Raw genomic sequence first — 20,286 nt, forward strand, 5'->3', positions numbered from 1 at the left:
TGATGAATACATAACTGTTCCGGATAGGTGTGCTCCGTTGCATTCCACGTCTCCAGCTGTAACCTGCGCTCTTCTGATGTCAGAAGATCCACTTCATCTACCCGTTGATCGTGCTCTGCTACCATCGCTTTCAGCATTGTCTGCAAATACCCAGCATGCCGCTCTATTGTTGTGCGATCAAACAATGCTGTTGCATATCCCATACCGCCAACAATCTGACCATCCTCCTCGGATAAAGCCAGTTCAATATCGAATTTGGCAGTATCATGCACTTGCTCTACCGGAGAAATAGCGATACCAGGAAGATGCAGTTCCGCACTATCATTGTTCTGTAAAACAAACATAACTTGAAACAGCGGGGTATGCGCCAGACTTCTTACGGGTTGCACCACCTCGACAATTTGTTCAAACGGCAGCATTTGATTATCCTGTGCCGCCAGCACAGTACACCGCACCCGATTCAGTAACTCAGAGAGACTTGGGGAACCTGTTAAATCTATACGTAATGGCAACATATTGACAAAGAAACCTATCAATGACTCAGTTTCCAGCCGGGACCGATTCGCACTCGGCGTGCCAATAATCAAAGCCTCTTGCCCTGACAAACGAGAGAGAACGGCTCCCCATGCCGCCAATAGTGTCATAAATAATGTGCATTCATGCTCTACACTCAGGTGTTTTAACGCTTGAGTCAGTTCCCTGTCTAAATTGATCGGAACCATATTCCCGGTAAATGACTGTTCAACAGCGCGTTCCCTGTCCGTTGGTAAATCCAATAATGCAGGAACCTCTGACAACTCACTGCGCCAGTAGTCTGACAGTTGTTTTCCTCGTTCAGCCGAGAGCCATTCACGCTGCCAAACTGCATAGTCCGGATACTGAATATCCAGTAATGGCAGTGGATCAGGTTCCCCCTGTAAGAAAGCGGTGTAAAGTACGCTAAATTCCCGCAGCAATATCCCATACGACCAGCCATCCGACACAATATGATGCTGAGTCAGTAAAAGAATACTTTCATTCTGATGCTCAAGGATCAACCGGCCCCGAATAAGTGGACCATGGCATAGGTCAAACGGCGCATGGGCTTCTTCTTCAATGAAATGTGTTATTTTAGTTGCCGCATCCTTTACACCCCGCAAGTCATGCAGGTGTAGAAGAAAACCCCTATCCGGCGATAGAATCTGAACCTGAGGCTCCCCCCCGACACTGACGAATACAGTGCGCAAACTTTCATGCCGGGCAAACAAAGTATCTAAAGCCCGCTGTACAGCTTCAACATCAATATTTCCCTGTAAACGTAAAGCCAGAGGAATATGATAAGCCTCGCTGCCTCCTTCAAGTTGAGCCAGAAACCATAACCGTTGTTGAGCAAATGAGAGTGGTAATACACCGCCTCGCTTAACCGGCTTAATCGGTGGCAATATCTCCTCTGTCGGTTGCTGTTGTTTTCTAAAGAGTTCAGTAAACATAGCCAAAGAAGGCGCTGAAAATAATGAGGCTAATGGTAATTCCACGCCCAGCGCATTGGCACGATTCAACATTCTGACTGCAAGTAATGAATGCCCTCCCAGCACAAAGAAGTTATCATGCCGGCTTATTTGTTCTACCCCCAGCAACTCACACCAGATAGCGGCCAATGTACACTCTATTTCTCCCTGTGGTGCTTCATAAACCTTATGAGCCAAGGCAGTCTGCTCAGGAACCGGCAGCGCCCGGCGATCCAACTTGCCGTTTCGGGTCAGTGGGAAAGCATCCAGCCTGACAAACGCTGACGGTATCATATATTCGGGTAATCGGGCTGACAGATACAAACGCAAGTGTTGAGCAAGTTCTTCCTCAGCCTCGGCGACCACATAGGCCACCAGGTGTTTCTCTTCTCCTTCACCGAGGAGGATAACCAGTGACTCCCGAACCGAAGGATATTCCATTAAACAGGCTTCTATCTCTCCCGGCTCTATACGGAACCCGCGAATTTTCACTTGTTGATCATTGCGCCCGACATAAACCAGGTTGCCATCAGGCAGATAACGGGCAAGGTCACCTGTCCGATACATGCGGGCGCCCGGCATCGCTGAAAATGGGTCATCCAGGAAACGTTCTGCGGTCAGATCCGGTCTGTTCAGATAACCACGGGCGACACCCGTTCCACCGAGATATAACTCACCCACTGCACCCAGCGGCACAGGCTGCCCCTGTACATCAAGCAGGTAGACCCGCGTGTTGTCTATCGGTTTGCCAATTGGCGGTGTATGACGCCAATGTGTCAAAGTCCCATCCAATCGATAGTCTGTAGCAACATGCGTTTCTGACGGCCCATATTGGTTGTATAAATAACATTGGTGCTGCAAAACAAATGATTTGATTTCCGGCGAAATGATTAGCTGTTCGCCAGAAGCAATCAATTCTTTCAGGCTTGGGATTGAGATCTGCGCATCAATAAATGTGCTGAGAAAACCAGCCGGTAAATAAACACGTTCAACAGCATGTTTATTTAAATAATCAAACAGCTTTTTGATATTTAGTTTTATCTCAGAGGGGATCATGACTAACGTCAAACCAAAAGAAAGTGCAGTCAGGACTTCCTGCAAAGAGACATCAAATCCCTGAGCCGCAAATTGCGATGAGGATTTCACTTTCTGATAGCGTCGGTGCTGCCACTGCACCAGATTACTCAAGACCTGATGGTGTACCATGACACCCTTCGGCTGCCCGGTTGATCCTGACGTGTAAATCACATAGGCCAGATTTTGTGATGTTAACTCAGCCAAAACCGGATTACTCTCTGCCATGTCTGCAATAGCCGGACTGTTGATCGCCAGACCTGTCGCCACATCATCAATGGCTTCTCCCAAAACCTCTTTGCCCAGTGCATCGTACAGCACCAAAACCGGTTCTACATCATGAAGAATATAATGTAAGCGTTCTTGCGGATAAGTCGGATCGAGAGGGATATAGCCTGCCCCGGTTTTTAATATTGCCAATAGACCAATCACCATTGTTACACCGCGATCAACGCAAATTGCGATCCGTTCTTCGGGCTTCACACCCTGTGCAATTAAATAATGGGCCAGTCGATTAGCTTGTTGATTTAATTCAGCGTAAGTCAACCGCTCATCGTTATAGACAACCGCGATCGCCTGTGGTGTTTTAACAGTCTGTTGCTCAAATAAGTAATGTATGCAGCCATCGTAATCATTATCAAAACAGGTCGCATTTTGTGCTTCCAACAGAAACTGGCGTTCTGCATGAGGTAAAATATCCAGTGTGTTTACTGCTCGAGCAGGTTCCCTGTTTAACCATAAGGCAAGCTGAGTCAACGCTTGCTGCATATAGCGACAAATTCTCTGTGCATTGAGAGAATTCACCGTTTGTGCCGTTAGTGCCAGTGTATCGCCATCATCATCAATGGAAAGAATAATGGGGTAATTAGTTTTGTCCTCACCATCGATAATATCAATTCCCTGTAAAGATTGAGTGTCCAACTCGCTGTCACTTCGATTATTGCGATAGTTCAACAATGCCGTGAATAGTGGTGTTGATGCACTGACACCACTGCAACGATGGGCTTCTAATAACGGCGTATGTTCATAGGAAAGTAACTCAGATAACTGTTCATGAGTTCGGTAAACTGCATCAATGACTGTCATATCATCAATATCCAAACGCAAGGGAAGCGTGTTAATAAACAGTCCCATTCCCTGACCATTCCCATCTTCACCAAACAGACGACCAAATAAAACGGTCCCCGTGACTACGGCCTCCCGTGCACTGCATTTAGCTAATACCACTCCCCAGGCTAAATGACATAAACTGGCCAGACTAACACCTAATTGACGTGCTTGATTGCGTAACTGTTGGTTCACCTCTTCAGATAGGGCGATACGATCTTCATTAACTTTTCCCATATCGCCTTTTTCATCATAGATATTGAATGGTGCTGTTGGCTCATCAATATCACCGAGCATACGCTGAAAATAGGGCTCATAAGCTTTTTCTGCGTTAGCTTGATTGACATAAGCAATAAAATGGCGAAAAGGAATAACGGGGGGCAGCGCTTCTGTCTTTCCTGACAAGATAAGGCTAATTTCCTTATGCATTATCGCCAGCGTCGTATGGTCACCAATTAAATGATGCAAAATTTCTAATGCAAACCAACATTGGCTTTTAGGATCTTGAGCAATAAAAAAACGTAACAACGGCGGTCGGGATAAATCCATTCGATGCCGGTTTAAATCATAATATTCAGCTAATTGGTCAATGTAAGGTTCAGTACCTTCAGGATCAAGCGTCACTTCTGTCACCGACAGAATCGCCGTTCTTTGTACCACCTGCAATGACCCACACGTTAGATTTTCCCAAAAAAAGCCGGTACGTAAAATATCATGCCGTTCGACAACCTGCTGAATTGCTTGTAAATATGCAGTCAGACGCTGACGATCACTGAATTCCATTTTAAAGATGACCTGATAGGGGTCACCCTGTTTAGCTAAAAGATGATGAAATAGAATTCCATCCTGTAATGGAGAGAGTGAATAGATATCCTGAATATTGTTAATTCCGTTATCCACCAGAGAAACAACCGTGTCGATATCAGTTTGAGTCACTTGAACTAACGGCAGCAATTCCGGTGTGATATGCGTGGTTTCTGGCCCGATCTGATTTGGGGGGAGGGATATCTGCTGCGCTTTCCTGAGTAATGCAGCCTGCTGGGACAAGATCGGAGCTAAAAAGAGATCGCCTGCATTGATAGTATAGTGCCGCTGTTTCAACATGCTCATGAGTTGCACAACCAACAGGGAATGTCCGCCCAGCGTGAAAAAGTTATCGTGCCGGCCAATATTCTGTATTTTCAGCAACTGGCGCCAAATCGTTGCCAGCATGTATTCGGTATCATTGATCGGTTCTTCATACGTTTGATGTTCATAATCCGTATCCGCTGGCGCTGGCAGTGCATGGCGATCCAGTTTGCTATTTGACGTCAGAGGCAAATTATCCAGCACCACAAACGCCGACGGCAGCATATAATCAGGTAGTGTCGCTGACAGGTAATTTCGCACCCGTCCCGCTACCGGCTCCTTTTCCTCAGGAGATTTAAGCGTAATATAGGCAATTAAACGAGGGATATTATCATTTTCAAGCGTAACAACTGCCGCTTCGCGAATGGCCGGATGGGTAACCAGCCGATGTTCAATCTCCCCCAATTCGATCCGGAAACCCCGCACTTTTACCTGATAATCGTTACGCCCAATGTATTCAATACTACCGTCCTGACAGTAACGCGCCAAATCACCACTTTTAAACATTCTGGCACTTGGCTGCGGATTAAAAGGATCAGGCATAAAACCTGCCGCTGTCATCTCAGGCTGGTTCAAATATCCTCGGCTAACACCACTACCGCCAATATACAGTTCTCCTGTCACCCCTAAAGGCACTGGGCGTCTCTGTTTATCCAGTAAATAAATACGCGTATCGGCAAGCGGCCTGCCAATACAGTCAATATGTCTATCCTGTGATTTGGGAAAGTGTAATGTTGCTGTGATTGTTGTTTCCGTCGGTCCATAGCAGTTGACTAGTTTTATCCGGCTGGCACGGCTATTCAGCCAGGCTTTGATCGCACTGGCTGAAACTTTCTCTCCACCGATACAGATACACTGTAAACTTGAGTGTTCTTGCGGAAATCCTGTTTCAATCAGCTTTTTCCAAAATTGAAATGGCAGTGAAACATGGGTAATGGCGTATTTTTCACACTCCTGCCAGAATTGTGTCAAATCACGTCTATTCTGATTATCAATCAGGTAAAGTGTGCCACCAGCAATCAATGGACCAAAGAATTCGGATACAGACACATCAAACGAGAAATTACAGAATTGCAGCACTTTGCTGGCGTGATTAATGGCTAATGCTTTTCCCAGTGTCAGCAATTTTCGCGCCGCAGAGACATGCTCAACCATCACGCCCTTAGGCTGCCCGGTCGATCCGGAAGTGTAGATAACATAGGCCAGATGGCGTGGGGTCAATAAGCTGATATCCGGGTTTTTCGTTGGCGTTTGTATTGCGGGAAAATGACGCAGATCCAGCATGGTCAGCTCTTGCCTACAAGTTAATGCCAGCGCTTTTGCGCCTGCATCATCATGTAACACCAATCGCGGAGCCGCGTCCTGGATAATACAGTCCAGCCGTTCCTGGGGAGATGCCGGCTCCAAAGGAATATAAGCCCCTCCCGCTTTCAAAACCGCCAACAGACCTATCACCATTTCCGGACTTCTGTCAGCGCAAATCGCCACCCGATCATCCGGCCTTATACCCTGAGAAATCAGAATATAAGCCAGTTTATTAGCTCTATCATTTAATTCCGCATAGGTTAACGTTGTGTCATTAAATACTAAAGCGGCTGCATCCGGTTCAATAGCAACACGCTGTTCAAATAGAGAATGAATAGTCTGTTCATTCGAATGGATCACCACATGATTCCACTCGTTTAACAATAGATTGCGTTCCTGATCGGAAAGAAGATTAATATTTTCGATATATTGCTGGCTATCCTGTGTAAGCGCCTTGAGTACCGCATAATAATAACCAAGATGTCTGGCAATTATCTCCTTATCAAAAAGATCAACAGCATAATTGATGCCGCCACTGATGCTACCAGTCTGATGAGATAAAAACAGTTCCATATCAAACTTGATGCTTTCAGCGCAATCTTCACAAGCGACGACATCAATATCATTAAAAGTCATTTTGCCTTCGTCAAACTCTTGCCAGGAAAACAGTACTTGAAATAATGGTGAAAAAGACAAGCTCCGTTCAGGATTAATCAATTCTACGATACGATCGAAAGGAATATCTTGATTATCCTGCGCACTAATAATGCGGGTCTTCACCTGCTGCAAAAGCGTGCCTATCGTCATTTCCTGACTGAAATCAATACGAACTGGCAAAGAATTGACAAAAAAGCCGATCATATTCTCAACTTCACTCATCCCCCGATTAGCTGAAGGTGTGCCAATAACAATACTATCCAAACCAGAAAGACGATGAAGAACAATTGACCAGGCAGCCATCATGATCATAAACAACGTCATTCCCTGTTGCTGACCGAGTTGCAATAATTCTTCGCTCAAATGCTTATCGAGAGTAAAAGGAAGTGTCTCCCCCCGCTGTGAAGGCTTCTCTGGCCGGGCTGAGTGAGTAGGTAAAGTTAATAATGGAGGAATATCAGCAAGTTGAGACTGCCAATATTCCAGTTGGCCCGACAATCGTTCATCAGTCAAATAACGGTTTTGCCAAATTGTATAATCTGTATACTGTAATTCTACTGGAGCCAGTGAAATCTCTTTATGGTGAATAAGGTCATGATAAAGAATACTAAGTTCGTTGAAGAAGATACCGATAGACCAACCGTCGGTAATGATATGGTGCTGATTTAATATAAATAGAAAATTCTCATCAGACTCTTTAATAAGGTGAGCCCTGATTAAAGGCCCTTGTGTAAAATCAAATGGCTCAGATATCGTCTTCTCAATAATCTCCTCTATTAATACCTGTCTGTTTTCTTCATGGCTTAGGTTTGTAAACGCCAGAGGAAAACAGATATTCTTGTTTAACAGATTAACAAACGGAACACCTTTTTCTACCTTAAAGTAAGATCGTAACGAATCATGCCTTCTAATAAGTTCGTCAAGTGATTTCCTAAAAACATCAACGTTCAGATTACCACCAAATTTATAGATTGAAGGTACATGGTAAGCGACTGAATGCTTATCCATTTCATAAAGTAACCACAATCTTTTTTGAACAAAACTCAAGGGAATATTAGTGACCACATTTGTTTTATTTATTATATTTATTTCATTACGTTCAATATTGAAATCGGTTTTATCATCGTAAAGTTTAATGTTATCTTGCTGTACTTTTTTCAATAGCGTACCAAGTTTAAATTTCTTCATTCCGTCATTCTGCATAATATTAAACACCTTACTTATAGAATATAATTGACATAGTAAAACAATATCCATTTATCCAATGGGTAGTTTATTTTTCAAATTAAAGAGTGCGATGAATTAATAATTGAAAATTATTCACCACCATGAACAATTGACAACCGATATAGATATTCAGACATGCTTTTCAGCGTGGAATATTTAAATAAATTACTCATTGAAATTTTATATCCAATTTCACTTTGTAAAATAGATATCAGTTTTACCATGCTTAAGGAATGACCACCCAGTACAAAGAAATCATCATTACGCCCAATTCTTTCTATATTAAGCAGAGTACTCCATATTTCAGCCAATATTTCTTCTAATTCGTTTTGAGGCGCCTCGTAAACTTGTTGTTCATAATCAGCATCAGTGGGTATCGGCAACGCTTGGCGGTCTAATTTACCATTTGGTGTCAATGGTAAATGCGCCAGGACGACAAACGCTGATGGAACCATATAATCAGGTAATGACGCAGATAAATACTTACGCAATATTTCAGCAACTTGTGGTATTTCTTCTCTTTGCTTAAGCGTAAGATAAGCGACAAGTCGAGGAATATCATCAATATCACGACGGGCAATAACGGCAGTTTCATAAACGACGGGATGTGAAGTTAACAGTTGTTCGATTTCACCTAACTCGATCCTGAAGCCACGTATTTTTACCTGGTGATCATTACGCCCAATATACTCTATGCTGCCATCCGGATAGTAACGGGCTAAATCACCGCTCTTATACATACGGGCCCCCAGCTGAGAGCTGAAAGGATCTGCCATAAAATGTTCAGCCGTCATTTGTGGCTGGTTTAGATATCCCCGGCTGACACCGTTTCCGCCAATATAGATTTCCCCGATCGCCCCCAATGGCACTGGTCGCTGATATTTGTCTAACAGATAGATACGGGTATCATCAAGGGGCTTGCCAATACTGTCGATATATTTATCGTGTCGCTCAGGGCAGTATAATGTTGCTGTAATGGTCGTTTCAGTCGGCCCATAACAGTTAACCAATTTAATGCTGCCGGCACGACTCTCCATCCACCTGTTGATGGCATCAGCCGGAATCTTTTCACCACCAATACAAATAGATAATAAGCTTGAGTTAGGCTCAGGGAACCCGATCTCCGTAAGACTATTCCAATACTGAAACGGCAACGACACATGAGTAATTCCCTGTTGCTTACACAACGCCCAAAATTGTGTCACATCCTGACGCGACTCGTTATCAATCAGGTGAAGCGTCGCGCCATTGATTAACGGACAAAACAGCTCAGAAACGGATACATCAAACGAAAAATGACAAAACTGTAGGATATGGCTGGCCTGGTTGATACCCAACGAGTGACTCAACGTCAGCAACTTTGGCACTATAGACGAATGTTCAACCATGACGCCTTTAGGCCGTCCGGTCGAGCCCGAAGTGTAAATAACATAAGCCAGATGATGCGGCAAAAATGAAGCAATCTGAGGGTTATGTTCTAATTCGGTGGTTTCTGCATGATCATCAAGCGACTGCATTGGCAATCCATGTTCCAGCAACTGTAACGCGCTTTTACCGACTTTATCGTGCAGTATCAGTACTGGAGCCGCATCCTTAACGATAAAATTGAGTCGATCCTGTGGATAATCAGGATCAAGGGGAACATACGCTCCACCTGCTTTCAAAATAGCTAATAAACCCATCACCATTTGCGGATTTCTGTCAGCGCAAATCGCTATCCGGCTATCAGCCTTGACGCCTCGGGCAACGAGTTGATGTGCCAGCCTGTTTGCCCGGCGATTCAGTTCTTCATAAGTGATGACCCGATCTTTAAAAGCAAGAGCGACAGCATCCGGCACAGCAGCGGCTTGCTGTTCAAACAGGAAATGAATACCACATTTGCGATAATCATTGGTCACCGGCGGATTCCACGTCTCCAGCAATAACGTCTGTTCCGCAGGCGGTAACACATCGATCAGACAAACCGGCTTATCCGGCTGCTCCTTCAACGCCCACGCTAACTGTGCTAAAGATTGCTGTAAATAACCACATAAACGAGAAGCTGAAAGCGGGGCTATCACTTGGGCAGTCAATGCCAAACTCTGACCATCATCATCAACGGAAAGCCCGACAGGATAATTACACTTCTCCTCTCCACCCTCCAGCATTTCAATATTTTTCCATCCTTCAGACGCGGTATCTTCGGTGTTGATTGCTCGGTTATGGCGATAATTGAGCAAGGCCGTAAACAGTGGCGCCGGAGCTGCTACATCACTGCATCGCTGGGCAGCGGCCAGAGGAGTATGTTCATAGTTAAGTAATTCCGACAAACGCTGGTGGGTTTGTTCTAACGCTTGCACCACACTGCTATTGTCAATGTCCAACCGTAGCGGCAACGTATTGATAAACAGCCCCACTCCCTGTTCAGCGCCACTCTCACCGCTTAAACGCCCAAACATTACCGTCCCGGTCACCACGTTGGTTCGCCCGCTGCTTTTCGCCAATACCACTCCCCAGCCTAAATGAATCAGGCTTGCCAAGCTAACGCCATAACGACGTGCCAATCCACGCAGCTCAGTATTAAATTCTTCGGAAAGTTCAAGATGATATTCATCAACCGGACTATTCGCCTGCATGACGTTATAAAGCCCAAACGGGGCTGTAGGTTCATCTATATCCGCCAACATACGCCGAAAATAAGATTCATAGGTTTTATGCTGGTTAGCCCTACGCGCATAAGCAATGAGATTACGGTAAGGTACCGCTGGGAGAAGTTGTTCTGCACGACCTGATAAAATATACCCTATCTCATGATGCATAACGTCCAAAGTGGTATGGTCGCCGATGAGATGGTGCATAACTTCCAGCGCCAGCCAGCGTTCACTGCCCGGTTCCTGTGCCACGAATAAACGCAGTAATGGCGCATCGGAAAGTGTCAGACGATGATCTGACAGCGTATGATGCGCAGCTAACTGTTCGATAAACGGTTTAGATTTATCTGTTGAGAGTGTTATTTCGTTGACCGGCAATAACGCCTTCTTTAATACAACTTGTACTGGGCCACCGGATAGCCCTTCGCTAAAGAAAGCCGTTCGCAAAATATCATGACGATTGATGACTTGTTGCAGTGCATCAATATAAGCATCCAAACCCGCCCGATTGTTAAATGCCAGACGGAATATCACTTGATACGAATCGCCCTGATTTTCCAACAAGTGATGAAACATAATTCCATCCTGCAACGGCGAAAGCCCATAAATATCCTGAACATTCTGGAGCCCTCCCGCAATCTGGCTGATCAGTCGATCAATGTCAGATTGATTTATTTCCGCCAGCGGCAGCATTTCTGGTGTAATGCGTTCAATATTTCCGGTAATTTGATTCGTCGGGATCTCGGGGACGTCATCATTCTTCTTAATGAGCGCTGCCTGTTCAAACAATCTCGGCGTAGAAAATAGAGCGCCAGCCGACACCGTATAAGCGTGTTTTCTGAGTAAGCTCATGAGTTGTATGACCAGCAAAGAGTGACCGCCCAAAGCAAAAAAGTTATCATGCCGGCCAATTTTATCCGTTCCAAGCAGTTCTCCCCAAATTTCGGCCAGTAACATTTCCATCTCATTCTCAGGTGCTTCATAACGCTGATGTTGGTAAGCCAAAGCATCCGGTGCCGGCAATGCTCGACGATCAAGCTTACCGTTTGGTGTTAATGGAAAGTGAGCTAATGCCACAAAAGCAACAGGAACCATGTACTCCGGCAGACCAGACAGTAGATATTGGCGTAAAACTATCGCTGCATCATCGGCACTCAATTCAGCAGCCAGTACCAGATAAGCAACTAAACGTTTGTCTCCTCCTGCGCCTTCACAGACAATCACAACCGATTCCTGCACCGCAGGATGCGATTCAAGATGAGCTTCAATTTCACCCAGCTCAATACGAAAACCACGGATTTTTACTTGGTGATCATTACGACCAATATATTCAATATTACCGTCATAATTACCGTTATAGCTATAACGAGCCAGATCGCCAGTTCGGTACATTCTGGCGTTGGGTTGGTTACTAAAAGGGTCAGCAACAAAACGTTGTTCTGTCAAATCAGGGCGATTTAAATAACCGCGGGCTACCCCCACCCCACCAATATACAGTTCACCCACGCCACCTAACGGTACAGGTTGTTGACGGTCGTCCAACAAATAAATACGTGTATTCGCAATCGGTTTTCCGATCGGAATAGTTTGGCCGTTGAAATTTTCAGGACAATGCCAGTAGGTCACATCGATTGCAGCCTCAGTTGGACCATATAAGTTATATAACCTGGTCCAGGGCAGCAAAGCCTGACATTGTTTAACCGTACTGGGATGTAATACTTCTCCGCTACAGAACAGATGTTTTAACGTTACACAACCAGACAAGTTAGGCTGTTTTAAGAAGGCATTTAATACAGAAGGGACAAAATGCAGCGTCGTTACCCCGTTTTGACGGATAACATCAGTTAGTTGAGAAAGATTTTTTTGCTGATGTTCAGTTGCCAGAACCATACTCGCCCCAACCATCAACCCCCAGAAAAACTCCCACACCGAAACGTCAAAACTAAACGTTGTCTTTTGTAATACAACATCATTTTGTGTCAATAAGTAGGTTTGCTGCATCCAATGCAGCCGGTTTATGACGCCACGATGTTCGTTCTGAACGCCTTTGGGGTTACCGGTAGAACCCGAGGTATAAATAACATAAGCAAGATGACGCGAATTCATCCCAGGGATGTGTGGATTGATCTCTAAACAATCATCAAATGACTCTTTGCTCAGATCTAAACATTGATATCCGGCTAAAACATCTTCCAGTGCCTGCTTTCCTATTTCATCGTGTAGGATCAGCACGGGTTCAGTATTTTTAAGGATATAACCTAATCGTTCCTTCGGATACGTCGGATCAAGGGGAACGTAAGCGCCGCCAGCTTTTAAAATCGCTAATAAGCCAATGACCATATTAGGTGTTCTGCTTACACAAATTACGATCCGGCTATCAGGTACAACGCCAAGATCGATAAGACGATGTGCCAATTGGTTCGCTTTACGATTCAGTTCGTCATAACAGATTATCTGCTGGTTAAACACCAGTGCCGGCGCATCCGGAGTCTCGATCACCTGCCGCTCAAATGTTTCATGAATCAAACACTCAGCCGGAAAGTCACTATGGGTTGAGTTCCAATGATTCAAAAGCAGCTCACGCTCCGCAATAGGCAAGATATCTATATCTTTAATACATTGCGATACGTTATTCGCTATGGATTCAAGCGCCATTAAGTAATAGCCTAAATGGCGCTCTATGGTCTCTTTATCAAATAAATCTGTAGCGTAATTGATTGCACCAATAAGCGTGTCGCCTTTTTTCTGCAACGCAAATTCCAAATCAAATTTGGATTTAACGTTACCAGGCTGTATCGGTTCCAAAATAACATCAGCAAAAGAAACAGGTTCTCCATCATGTGACTCCCAGGAAAACATAACTTGAAAAACAGGCGTATAGGCAGAACTACGCTGTGGATTAACCGCTTCAACAATACGTTCAAACGGCACATCCTGATTATCCTGAGCTGTAATAATTTTATCTTTTACCTGTAAGAATAAATCTGTAATTTGAGTATCATTGTTAATATCAATCCGTATAGGTAACGTGTTGACAAAAAAACCTATCATCTTCTCAACTTCGGCCATTCCCCGGTTAGCCGAAGGGATCCCAATGACAATACTGTTTTGTCCTGAAAGCCGGCTGAGGACGATCCCCCAAACAGATATCAACATCATAAAAAGCGTAACGCCTTGCTGTTGGCTAATTTGTTCAAGTTTTCTTGTCGTATCACTGTCAATTGCAATTGAAACAATCTCTCCTTCCAGCGATTTTTGTTTCGTTCTTGGTCTATCCGTTGGCAACGTTAATAATGGTGGTAGATCAACAAGCTGTGCTTTCCAATAGTCTAATTGTGTAGATAACTTCTCTGCTGTAATACTCTCCCGCTGCCAAACAGCATAGTCTGAGTACTGCAATGGCAAAGGTTCCAGTGAAATTAACTGCTTATTAATAAGCTTATTATAAACGTGTTCCATTTCTTTGAGAAAAATGGTGATAGACCAACCATCAGTAATAATATGGTGTTGATCTAAAATAAATACATATTCATTTTCATCGATATGGAGCAATTCAGGACGAATTAAAGGGCCGAGACTCAGATCAAAGTCCAAATTAATGATCTTATCGATGATTCTTAAAATATCCTCATCTCGCAGGGTTGAATTGCGCAAATCGCTAACAACCAGCGGCACATGGGTATCCACAGATAAAAGATGCACATTAGGTACCCCATCGTTTAAAACAAACGTAGAACGCAGAGAATCATGCCGCTTGAAAATAAAATTTATGGCTTCTTCAAATAGATCAATATCTAATTTCCCAGTTATTTTATATATAATGGGTATATGATAAGCTCCTCCCCCTTCTTCAAGCTGACTAATCATCCATAATCTATTTTGCGAAAATGATAATGGAAATATCTCTGCTTCAACATTCTTGTGAATGACTTGTTGTTCCTCTTTATTTTTCACTAAAGAATAAAACAACTCCTTTTCATTTTCATCAAGAGCACTTAAATATTCATCTAACATGTTTTTACCTTTAAAATATAAAGAAAATTAAAAAGTGATTATTAACTATAATTCAAATTCAATATTTTTATTAAGTTTAGTTGAAAAATAGCTGATAATACTTCTAGCTGATATAATGTAACCTTTGAATAACTATTACAAATAATAGATTACTTGAAGGAATTCAATTCAATTCGAATTGGGCGAATTGGGCGATTTGTTCGATTGTGATGAGAGAAAATATTCCGGCAGAGAAAAATGATTACCAAAGTTTTTGCAGGAGAGTAGAAAACAGCGGGAAAATATCCAAGCATTTTATTTAATTCATAATATATCCTATTGAAGATTAGCTATTAATGATTTCGTCTCATTATAGAACTTGAAGGAATTCTTTATTATTGCAGGTGATAAACTAACTTAAAATTTCTTTCACTATTTTAAATGTGTTCAAAATTGAATTTTTCAGCTTAACAAGCACAACATCGATATATAAACTAATTGTATGGTTTTATTATTTTATGGATAAATTTTCTCTGCCTTTATGATTTCCTTACTCTGTAAAAAAAAGCCTATTTACGTTCTCATTAAAACTATTTATTCTGTTTACTACTTTTCGTACTTTTAATTTTCTTTTCTAAGTTACTTCCCACGCTACCGCCCTCCTGGTTCTTTAGGATAAATCTTATTAATATTAAAATCGAAAAAATCAACACTATAATAAATTAAAAATTATAGTAACTTATTAATGTTAAATATATGTCATGTCAATTGAAATTATAATGTTATTTGATTTTGATACTGTTTTCCTCATTAAAATATTTCAAAACAAATAAATAGACTCAGTTTATTAAATTGTTATTTTAGTTTAATTATCACATATATTTATTTTTTAACTTTAACAGAATGTTAATATTTGTTTTATTATGATTAATATTGTAGACCACCAGTAAACCGGAGGTTACTTAGGCCAGAAACTAGTCGAGTTGGCTTTTGATCCGCTCTGCTTAGGCAGCGCACTTTCAACTTGAAATTCCAATGAAGGTGCCAGACCTTCCATTACCGCATTAAAATTATCTTTATCAAGCTTACGTTGAGTATTCATGGCATCTTTATATATGACAGGAAGTGCAAACTTACGTTAAACCACACCAAACCTGATTAAATAATCGAACAAGATGAAATAAACGAAGGGAAAAATTAACGTCTATTTATAGCAATCTAATATGTTGTGACACATTTAATGATATTTAAAAACCACCGCAGGCCAGCTGGTAAATAAGTTCTCATACATATTAATTTAATGCAACATCTTACTGGATTAAATATAATATCAAAAACCCTTTGGATTAATTTAACTGTTTGTATTTAAAGGTTAAGTTAAAAATTGTGCATTGTAGTTAAAGCGTGTTTTCGTACTTGTCCTATTTTTCAAACTATTATTTTTAGCAGTGAAGTTCTGATTAGTCAGAAAAACTAAAATATAGGTGTAATTAAAGGATTAATTATGATCTTTATCATGATTAACCTGAAATAGTTGTATTGATTATCGATTTGTTAGATTTTAAAGTGTTTATTGCAACCACAAACCAATATATTCTTAACATTGTGTTTTTTATTTAGTATTTTTTTAATATTTTGCTTTCTATAGGCGGAAGTTTTAACCATGGAAGATAAGTGCAATGATGTCATTTCATCAAATTAATTTTAATGGAAATACAAAATGGTTATGAACAAACCCTAGTCATAAAGGAGATAAATTCAATAAGTAACAAATGCTCATTTGGCATACAGCGGTGAAGCTTAATCACCTGATTTAACAACCCTTTTTATTCTTTCAGCATAAACAGGGATACTTTGCATAAGAATAATCATAAGTTATATGAAATCTATGCAAAATATCCGCCCCGTAAAATTTGCCAATTAACACTGAGTTATTAAATGGCTTATCAGAAACAACTAGAGCTCAGAATCTCTATACGCCTGATTAATAATGGCTTTTGCCACCCATTTAGTAATTTCAATAACCTGATCGTCATCCATATTCCAAATATCTTTCATTACCAGAAAGACTTCAGAGCCATAAACCAAGGAAAAAGAACGAATGACATTTTCCAAAGTTTCCGGTGGAAAATGCCCTTTTAGTGGGTCAACCACCATTGCAAGGATCTCCTTACGATGCCCGCGTACCAGTTTCTTTTCCTGCTTATCCGCAGATAAATCGCGCCCATGAGCCCATTGCTGTAAAGAAACCAACAGAGCCGCCCGCAATGCACCTTCATGTTGAAACATTCGGGGATAGGCAAAATCCAACAGCTCAATAATCCGCTCTTCGGTTTTTTCACTGGAAGGCTTCCAGGTGAGAATTGGCCCAAGGCTGGCACCAACAATTGCATCAATTAAATCGCTTTGGGTCGGAAAATAGCGGTATGCCGTTGCTCTGGAAACACCAGCATACTGCGCCAATTCGGAAACCGAAGGTATCGCTCTCTGCTCAAAAAGTTCCAGTGCAGCATTTATCAACAATGCATACGTTTTTTTCCGGGTCCCGGTAAAGTGAGGTTTAGTATTCGAATCCATCATTGCCACAACTCTTTCACAATAAAAATCTCTAGATAAAGCTTATGGTTAAAATTCTTTTTCGCTATCATCACTCTACTTAACTATCTACAAAACACCCAAATTGATTCAGTTTATTTATGGGTAAAATGAGATGACAGTCTCAATTTGGTAATATAATAGTGATACTAGAGTCTCATCTTGTCTATAATCTATCCATGAATTAGTAGTCAGCACCAGGGAAATATTCATAATTATAATGAAAAAAAGCCAAGGCTATGTCTATATCGCCACTATTTTTGATACCAAGAGCGCAGAAATCTTCTACGTCAGGGATCTGATAGAAAAAGCTGGCCTTGCTGTTCGTACTGTGGATTTAACTACTAAATCTGGCCCGCTCGAAAGAGGTGCGGACATCACTGCATTAACAGTAGCAGAGCATCATCCACAAGGCAAAGATGCCATTTTCTGTGGTGATCGGGGGAAAGCAATTTCCGCAATGTCAGTCGCTTTTAATATTTTTTTATCAAGACAAACTGATGTTTTAGCGATTCTGGGTCTGGGGGGATCCTGCGGGACAGCACTGATTACACCCGCGATGCAATCTTTGCCTGTAGGTATACCAAAACTGATGGTTTCTACTATGGCCTCCGGTGATGTTTCAGGTTATGTCGGTGTCAGTGATATTGCCATGCTCTATTCAGTCACTGATGTGTCCGGCCTTAACCGTATCTCCCGTCAGGTATTGAAAAATGCGGCTAACCAAATTGCAGGTGCAGTTTATTTCTACCAAGAGAACAATGTTGAAGATAAGCCAGCTATCGGTCTGACAATGTTTGGTGTCACAACACCTTGCATACAATTACTGACCAAAGAGCTGGATCAGCAGTATGACTGTCTGGTTTTTCATGCAACCGGCAGCGGCGGCAAAACAATGGAAAAACTGGCCGAAAGCTGTCTGTTGAATAGCCTGTTGGATATCACTACAACCGAAGTCTGTGATTATCTGTTTGGTGGTGTTCTGGCCTGTGATGCAGACCGTTTGGGTGCGATAGCCCGGACACAAATACCTTATATTGGCTCTTGCGGCGCGTTGGATATGGTAAATTTCGGGCATCTGAATACTATCCCGGAACGCTACAAATACCGGCAATTTTACCGCCACAATTCTCAGGTAACATTAATGCGCACCGTACCAGAAGAGAACCGTCAAATGGGGATTTGGATTGCTGAAAAGCTTAATCGGTGCGAAGGAAAAGTAAAATTTATTATTCCTGAAGGCGGTTTTTCCGCTCTGGACATTGAAGGTGGTCCCTTCTGGAATCCTGATGCGACTCAGGCCTTTATCAACGCTTTTGAGTCTGCATTTATAGAAACGGAAAACAGACAACTAATTAAAAGCCCTCATCACGTGAATTCACCTGAATTCTGCCAACAGGTGATTAGCGAATATCAGCAGATGATGATGGCTTAAGTTGTGACTCAACACAAACAACCACTGAAGCAGGAGCAAGTATTAATGAGTCTGACCAGCAACGATAATACCGGTTCAGAAGCAGTACTGACACTGAAAGATTGTATACAACTAATTAATGACTAGGCAAAAAGTTGTCAAAACAGTGCATTCTGATGCTATTGTTCTATTAGTCACAACTTCTTACGATACATCTGTCGGGATGTTGTACTAAATAAAGCAGTTAGGTGCTCGTGTTCTAAAGGGAAGCCATAAGAACTTCCTGTTAATAACCTTGCTGTAAGATGTTGGGAGTTAACAAACTAAATTAAAACATAAATACACCTGCTTTGTTTTCTTCCTTTTCGGAGCTTATCTCCGTCAACACCAGGCTCCTGCGGCACCCACCGCAGGAGTTTTTTTATGAATAAACGGGCAGCAGATTAAAACTTGATAAGATATGAGCAGTGACATTCAACATGCCAAACAGCAAAATCAAGCCGATCATCGCATTGCCGCCCCAAACCCGGTAAGCAGGGCTGCCAAACCGTTTACGGGATGCTCTGGCGAGTAAAGCGGGAACGATAGCAGCCCAAACTGTCGCAGCAAGGCCAGCGAAGCCAATCGCATAAATAAAACCATTCGGGTAAATCATCCCACCAACCATTGGCGGAAGAAACGTCACCAGTGCAGTTTTAAAACGCCCCAGTTTGGTATCATCAAATTTGAACAAGTCAGCCAAGTAATCGAACAGCCCCAGCGTGACACCAAGAAATGAGCTGGCAACAGCAAAGTTAGAGAAAAGGGTCAGCAATAAATTCAGTGTTGCACTATTTAAGCCGCCACTTAATGACTGGACCAGAACATCAATATTTCCCCCTTGTTCCGCAATTTTAATAAAACCTGGCCGTGGAATATTTCCCATTGTTCCAATCAACCAAACCAGATAAAGAACTAACGCCATTAACGTCCCAATAAACAGGCATTTTTTTATTTTTTGTGGTTCTTTTCCATAATATTTCATTAGACTAGGAACATTGCCATGATATCCAAAAGAAGCCAGACAGAAAGGTAAGGTTGCTAATACATAGGGCCAATAAGTTGGATTAATCTCAGCGGTATTAAATAAAAAAGCAGATTCAACGTTATAAATCAAGCCACCAAAAGTCATAAAGAAAGTTAATATTTTGGCACCAAGAATAATAGACGTTATCCGGCTGACCGCCTTTGTACTTAACCAGACAATAAACGCAACGGCAAAAGCAAACAAAAAACCGGCAAGTTGCGGCGAAAAATCTATCGACATTTCCTGCATGACATGCTGAATAATCGATCCGCTGGCAGAAATATAAGCATAAGTTAGTATATATAAAACAAAAGCAATTGTAATACCATTAATGATATTCCAGCCGTTGCCTAAAAGATCTTTTGTTATAGTCCCGAAGCTTGAACCAATCCGATAATTAAGATTGGCCTCCAATATCATTAACCCTGAGTGCAGCATGCAAAACCAGGTAAAAACCAAAGCAGCGATTGACCAGTAAAACCATGCTCCTGACATTACAACGGGTAAGGAAAACATGCCTGCGCCAATAATCGTTCCGCCAATGATCATTGCGCCGCCAAGTAAAGATGGAGACGATTTTTTTATTGGTAAAGTAGCCATGTG

At 42.1% G+C, this 20,286-nt stretch carries 7 protein-coding genes; 2 read left to right on the forward strand and 5 right to left on the reverse strand.

From position 1 onward, the window contains the following. The 4 genes from LGZ99_RS16285 to LGZ99_RS16300 all read right to left on the reverse strand — a co-directional run. Window positions 1–7,961, reverse strand: a 7,961-nt coding sequence (locus LGZ99_RS16285) for a non-ribosomal peptide synthetase (RefSeq protein WP_262979348.1), incomplete at its 3' end; no start/stop codon positions are given. 113 nt (window positions 7,962–8,074) lie between these two features. Beyond that, window positions 8,075–14,629, reverse strand: a complete 6,555-nt coding sequence (locus LGZ99_RS16290; RefSeq protein ID WP_051769648.1) for a non-ribosomal peptide synthetase — start codon at window positions 14,627–14,629, stop codon at window positions 8,075–8,077. A 937-nt stretch (window positions 14,630–15,566) separates the two neighbouring features. Then, window positions 15,567–15,710 (reverse strand): type VI secretion system contractile sheath small subunit, encoded by a 144-nt coding sequence (locus LGZ99_RS16295; protein WP_235184794.1) that lies wholly within the window; start codon window positions 15,708–15,710, stop codon window positions 15,567–15,569. Between the two features lie 854 nt (window positions 15,711–16,564). Then, window positions 16,565–17,188 (reverse strand): TetR/AcrR family transcriptional regulator, encoded by a 624-nt coding sequence (locus LGZ99_RS16300; protein ID WP_023043649.1) that lies wholly within the window; start codon window positions 17,186–17,188, stop codon window positions 16,565–16,567. A gap of 235 nt (window positions 17,189–17,423) precedes the next feature. Between LGZ99_RS16300 and LGZ99_RS16305 the strand changes: the two genes are divergently transcribed. Then, window positions 17,424–18,638: a Tm-1-like ATP-binding domain-containing protein gene (locus LGZ99_RS16305; RefSeq protein WP_036840625.1), complete on the forward strand. Its 1,215-nt coding sequence runs from the start codon at window positions 17,424–17,426 to the stop codon at window positions 18,636–18,638. Between the two features lie 3 nt (window positions 18,639–18,641). After that, a complete protein-coding gene (locus LGZ99_RS16310) occupies window positions 18,642–18,764 on the forward strand; it encodes a hypothetical protein (RefSeq protein ID WP_262979349.1) in 123 nt (40 codons plus the stop codon). A 274-nt stretch (window positions 18,765–19,038) separates the two neighbouring features. Here the strand turns inward: LGZ99_RS16310 and mtr are convergent, their stop codons facing one another. Further along, window positions 19,039–20,283 (reverse strand): tryptophan permease, encoded by a 1,245-nt coding sequence (gene mtr, locus LGZ99_RS16315; protein ID WP_036840627.1) that lies wholly within the window; start codon window positions 20,281–20,283, stop codon window positions 19,039–19,041. Between the last annotated feature and the right edge of the window lie 3 nt (window positions 20,284–20,286).

The organism is Photorhabdus temperata (assembly GCF_025384845.1).
GTDB classification, from domain to species: domain Bacteria; phylum Pseudomonadota; class Gammaproteobacteria; order Enterobacterales; family Enterobacteriaceae; genus Photorhabdus; species Photorhabdus temperata.

Excerpts from the sequence above, each read along its gene's own strand:
- LGZ99_RS16290 (WP_051769648.1), bottom strand. The coding sequence starts at position 14,629 with ATGTTAGATGAATATTTAAGTGCTCTTGATGAAAATGAAAAGGAGTTG.
- LGZ99_RS16295 (WP_235184794.1), bottom strand. The coding sequence starts at position 15,710 with ATGAATACTCAACGTAAGCTTGATAAAGATAATTTTAATGCGGTAATG.
- LGZ99_RS16300 (WP_023043649.1), bottom strand. The coding sequence starts at position 17,188 with ATGATGGATTCGAATACTAAACCTCACTTTACCGGGACCCGGAAAAAA.
- LGZ99_RS16305 (WP_036840625.1), top strand. The coding sequence starts at position 17,424 with ATGAAAAAAAGCCAAGGCTATGTCTATATCGCCACTATTTTTGATACC.
- mtr (WP_036840627.1), bottom strand. The coding sequence starts at position 20,283 with ATGGCTACTTTACCAATAAAAAAATCGTCTCCATCTTTACTTGGCGGC.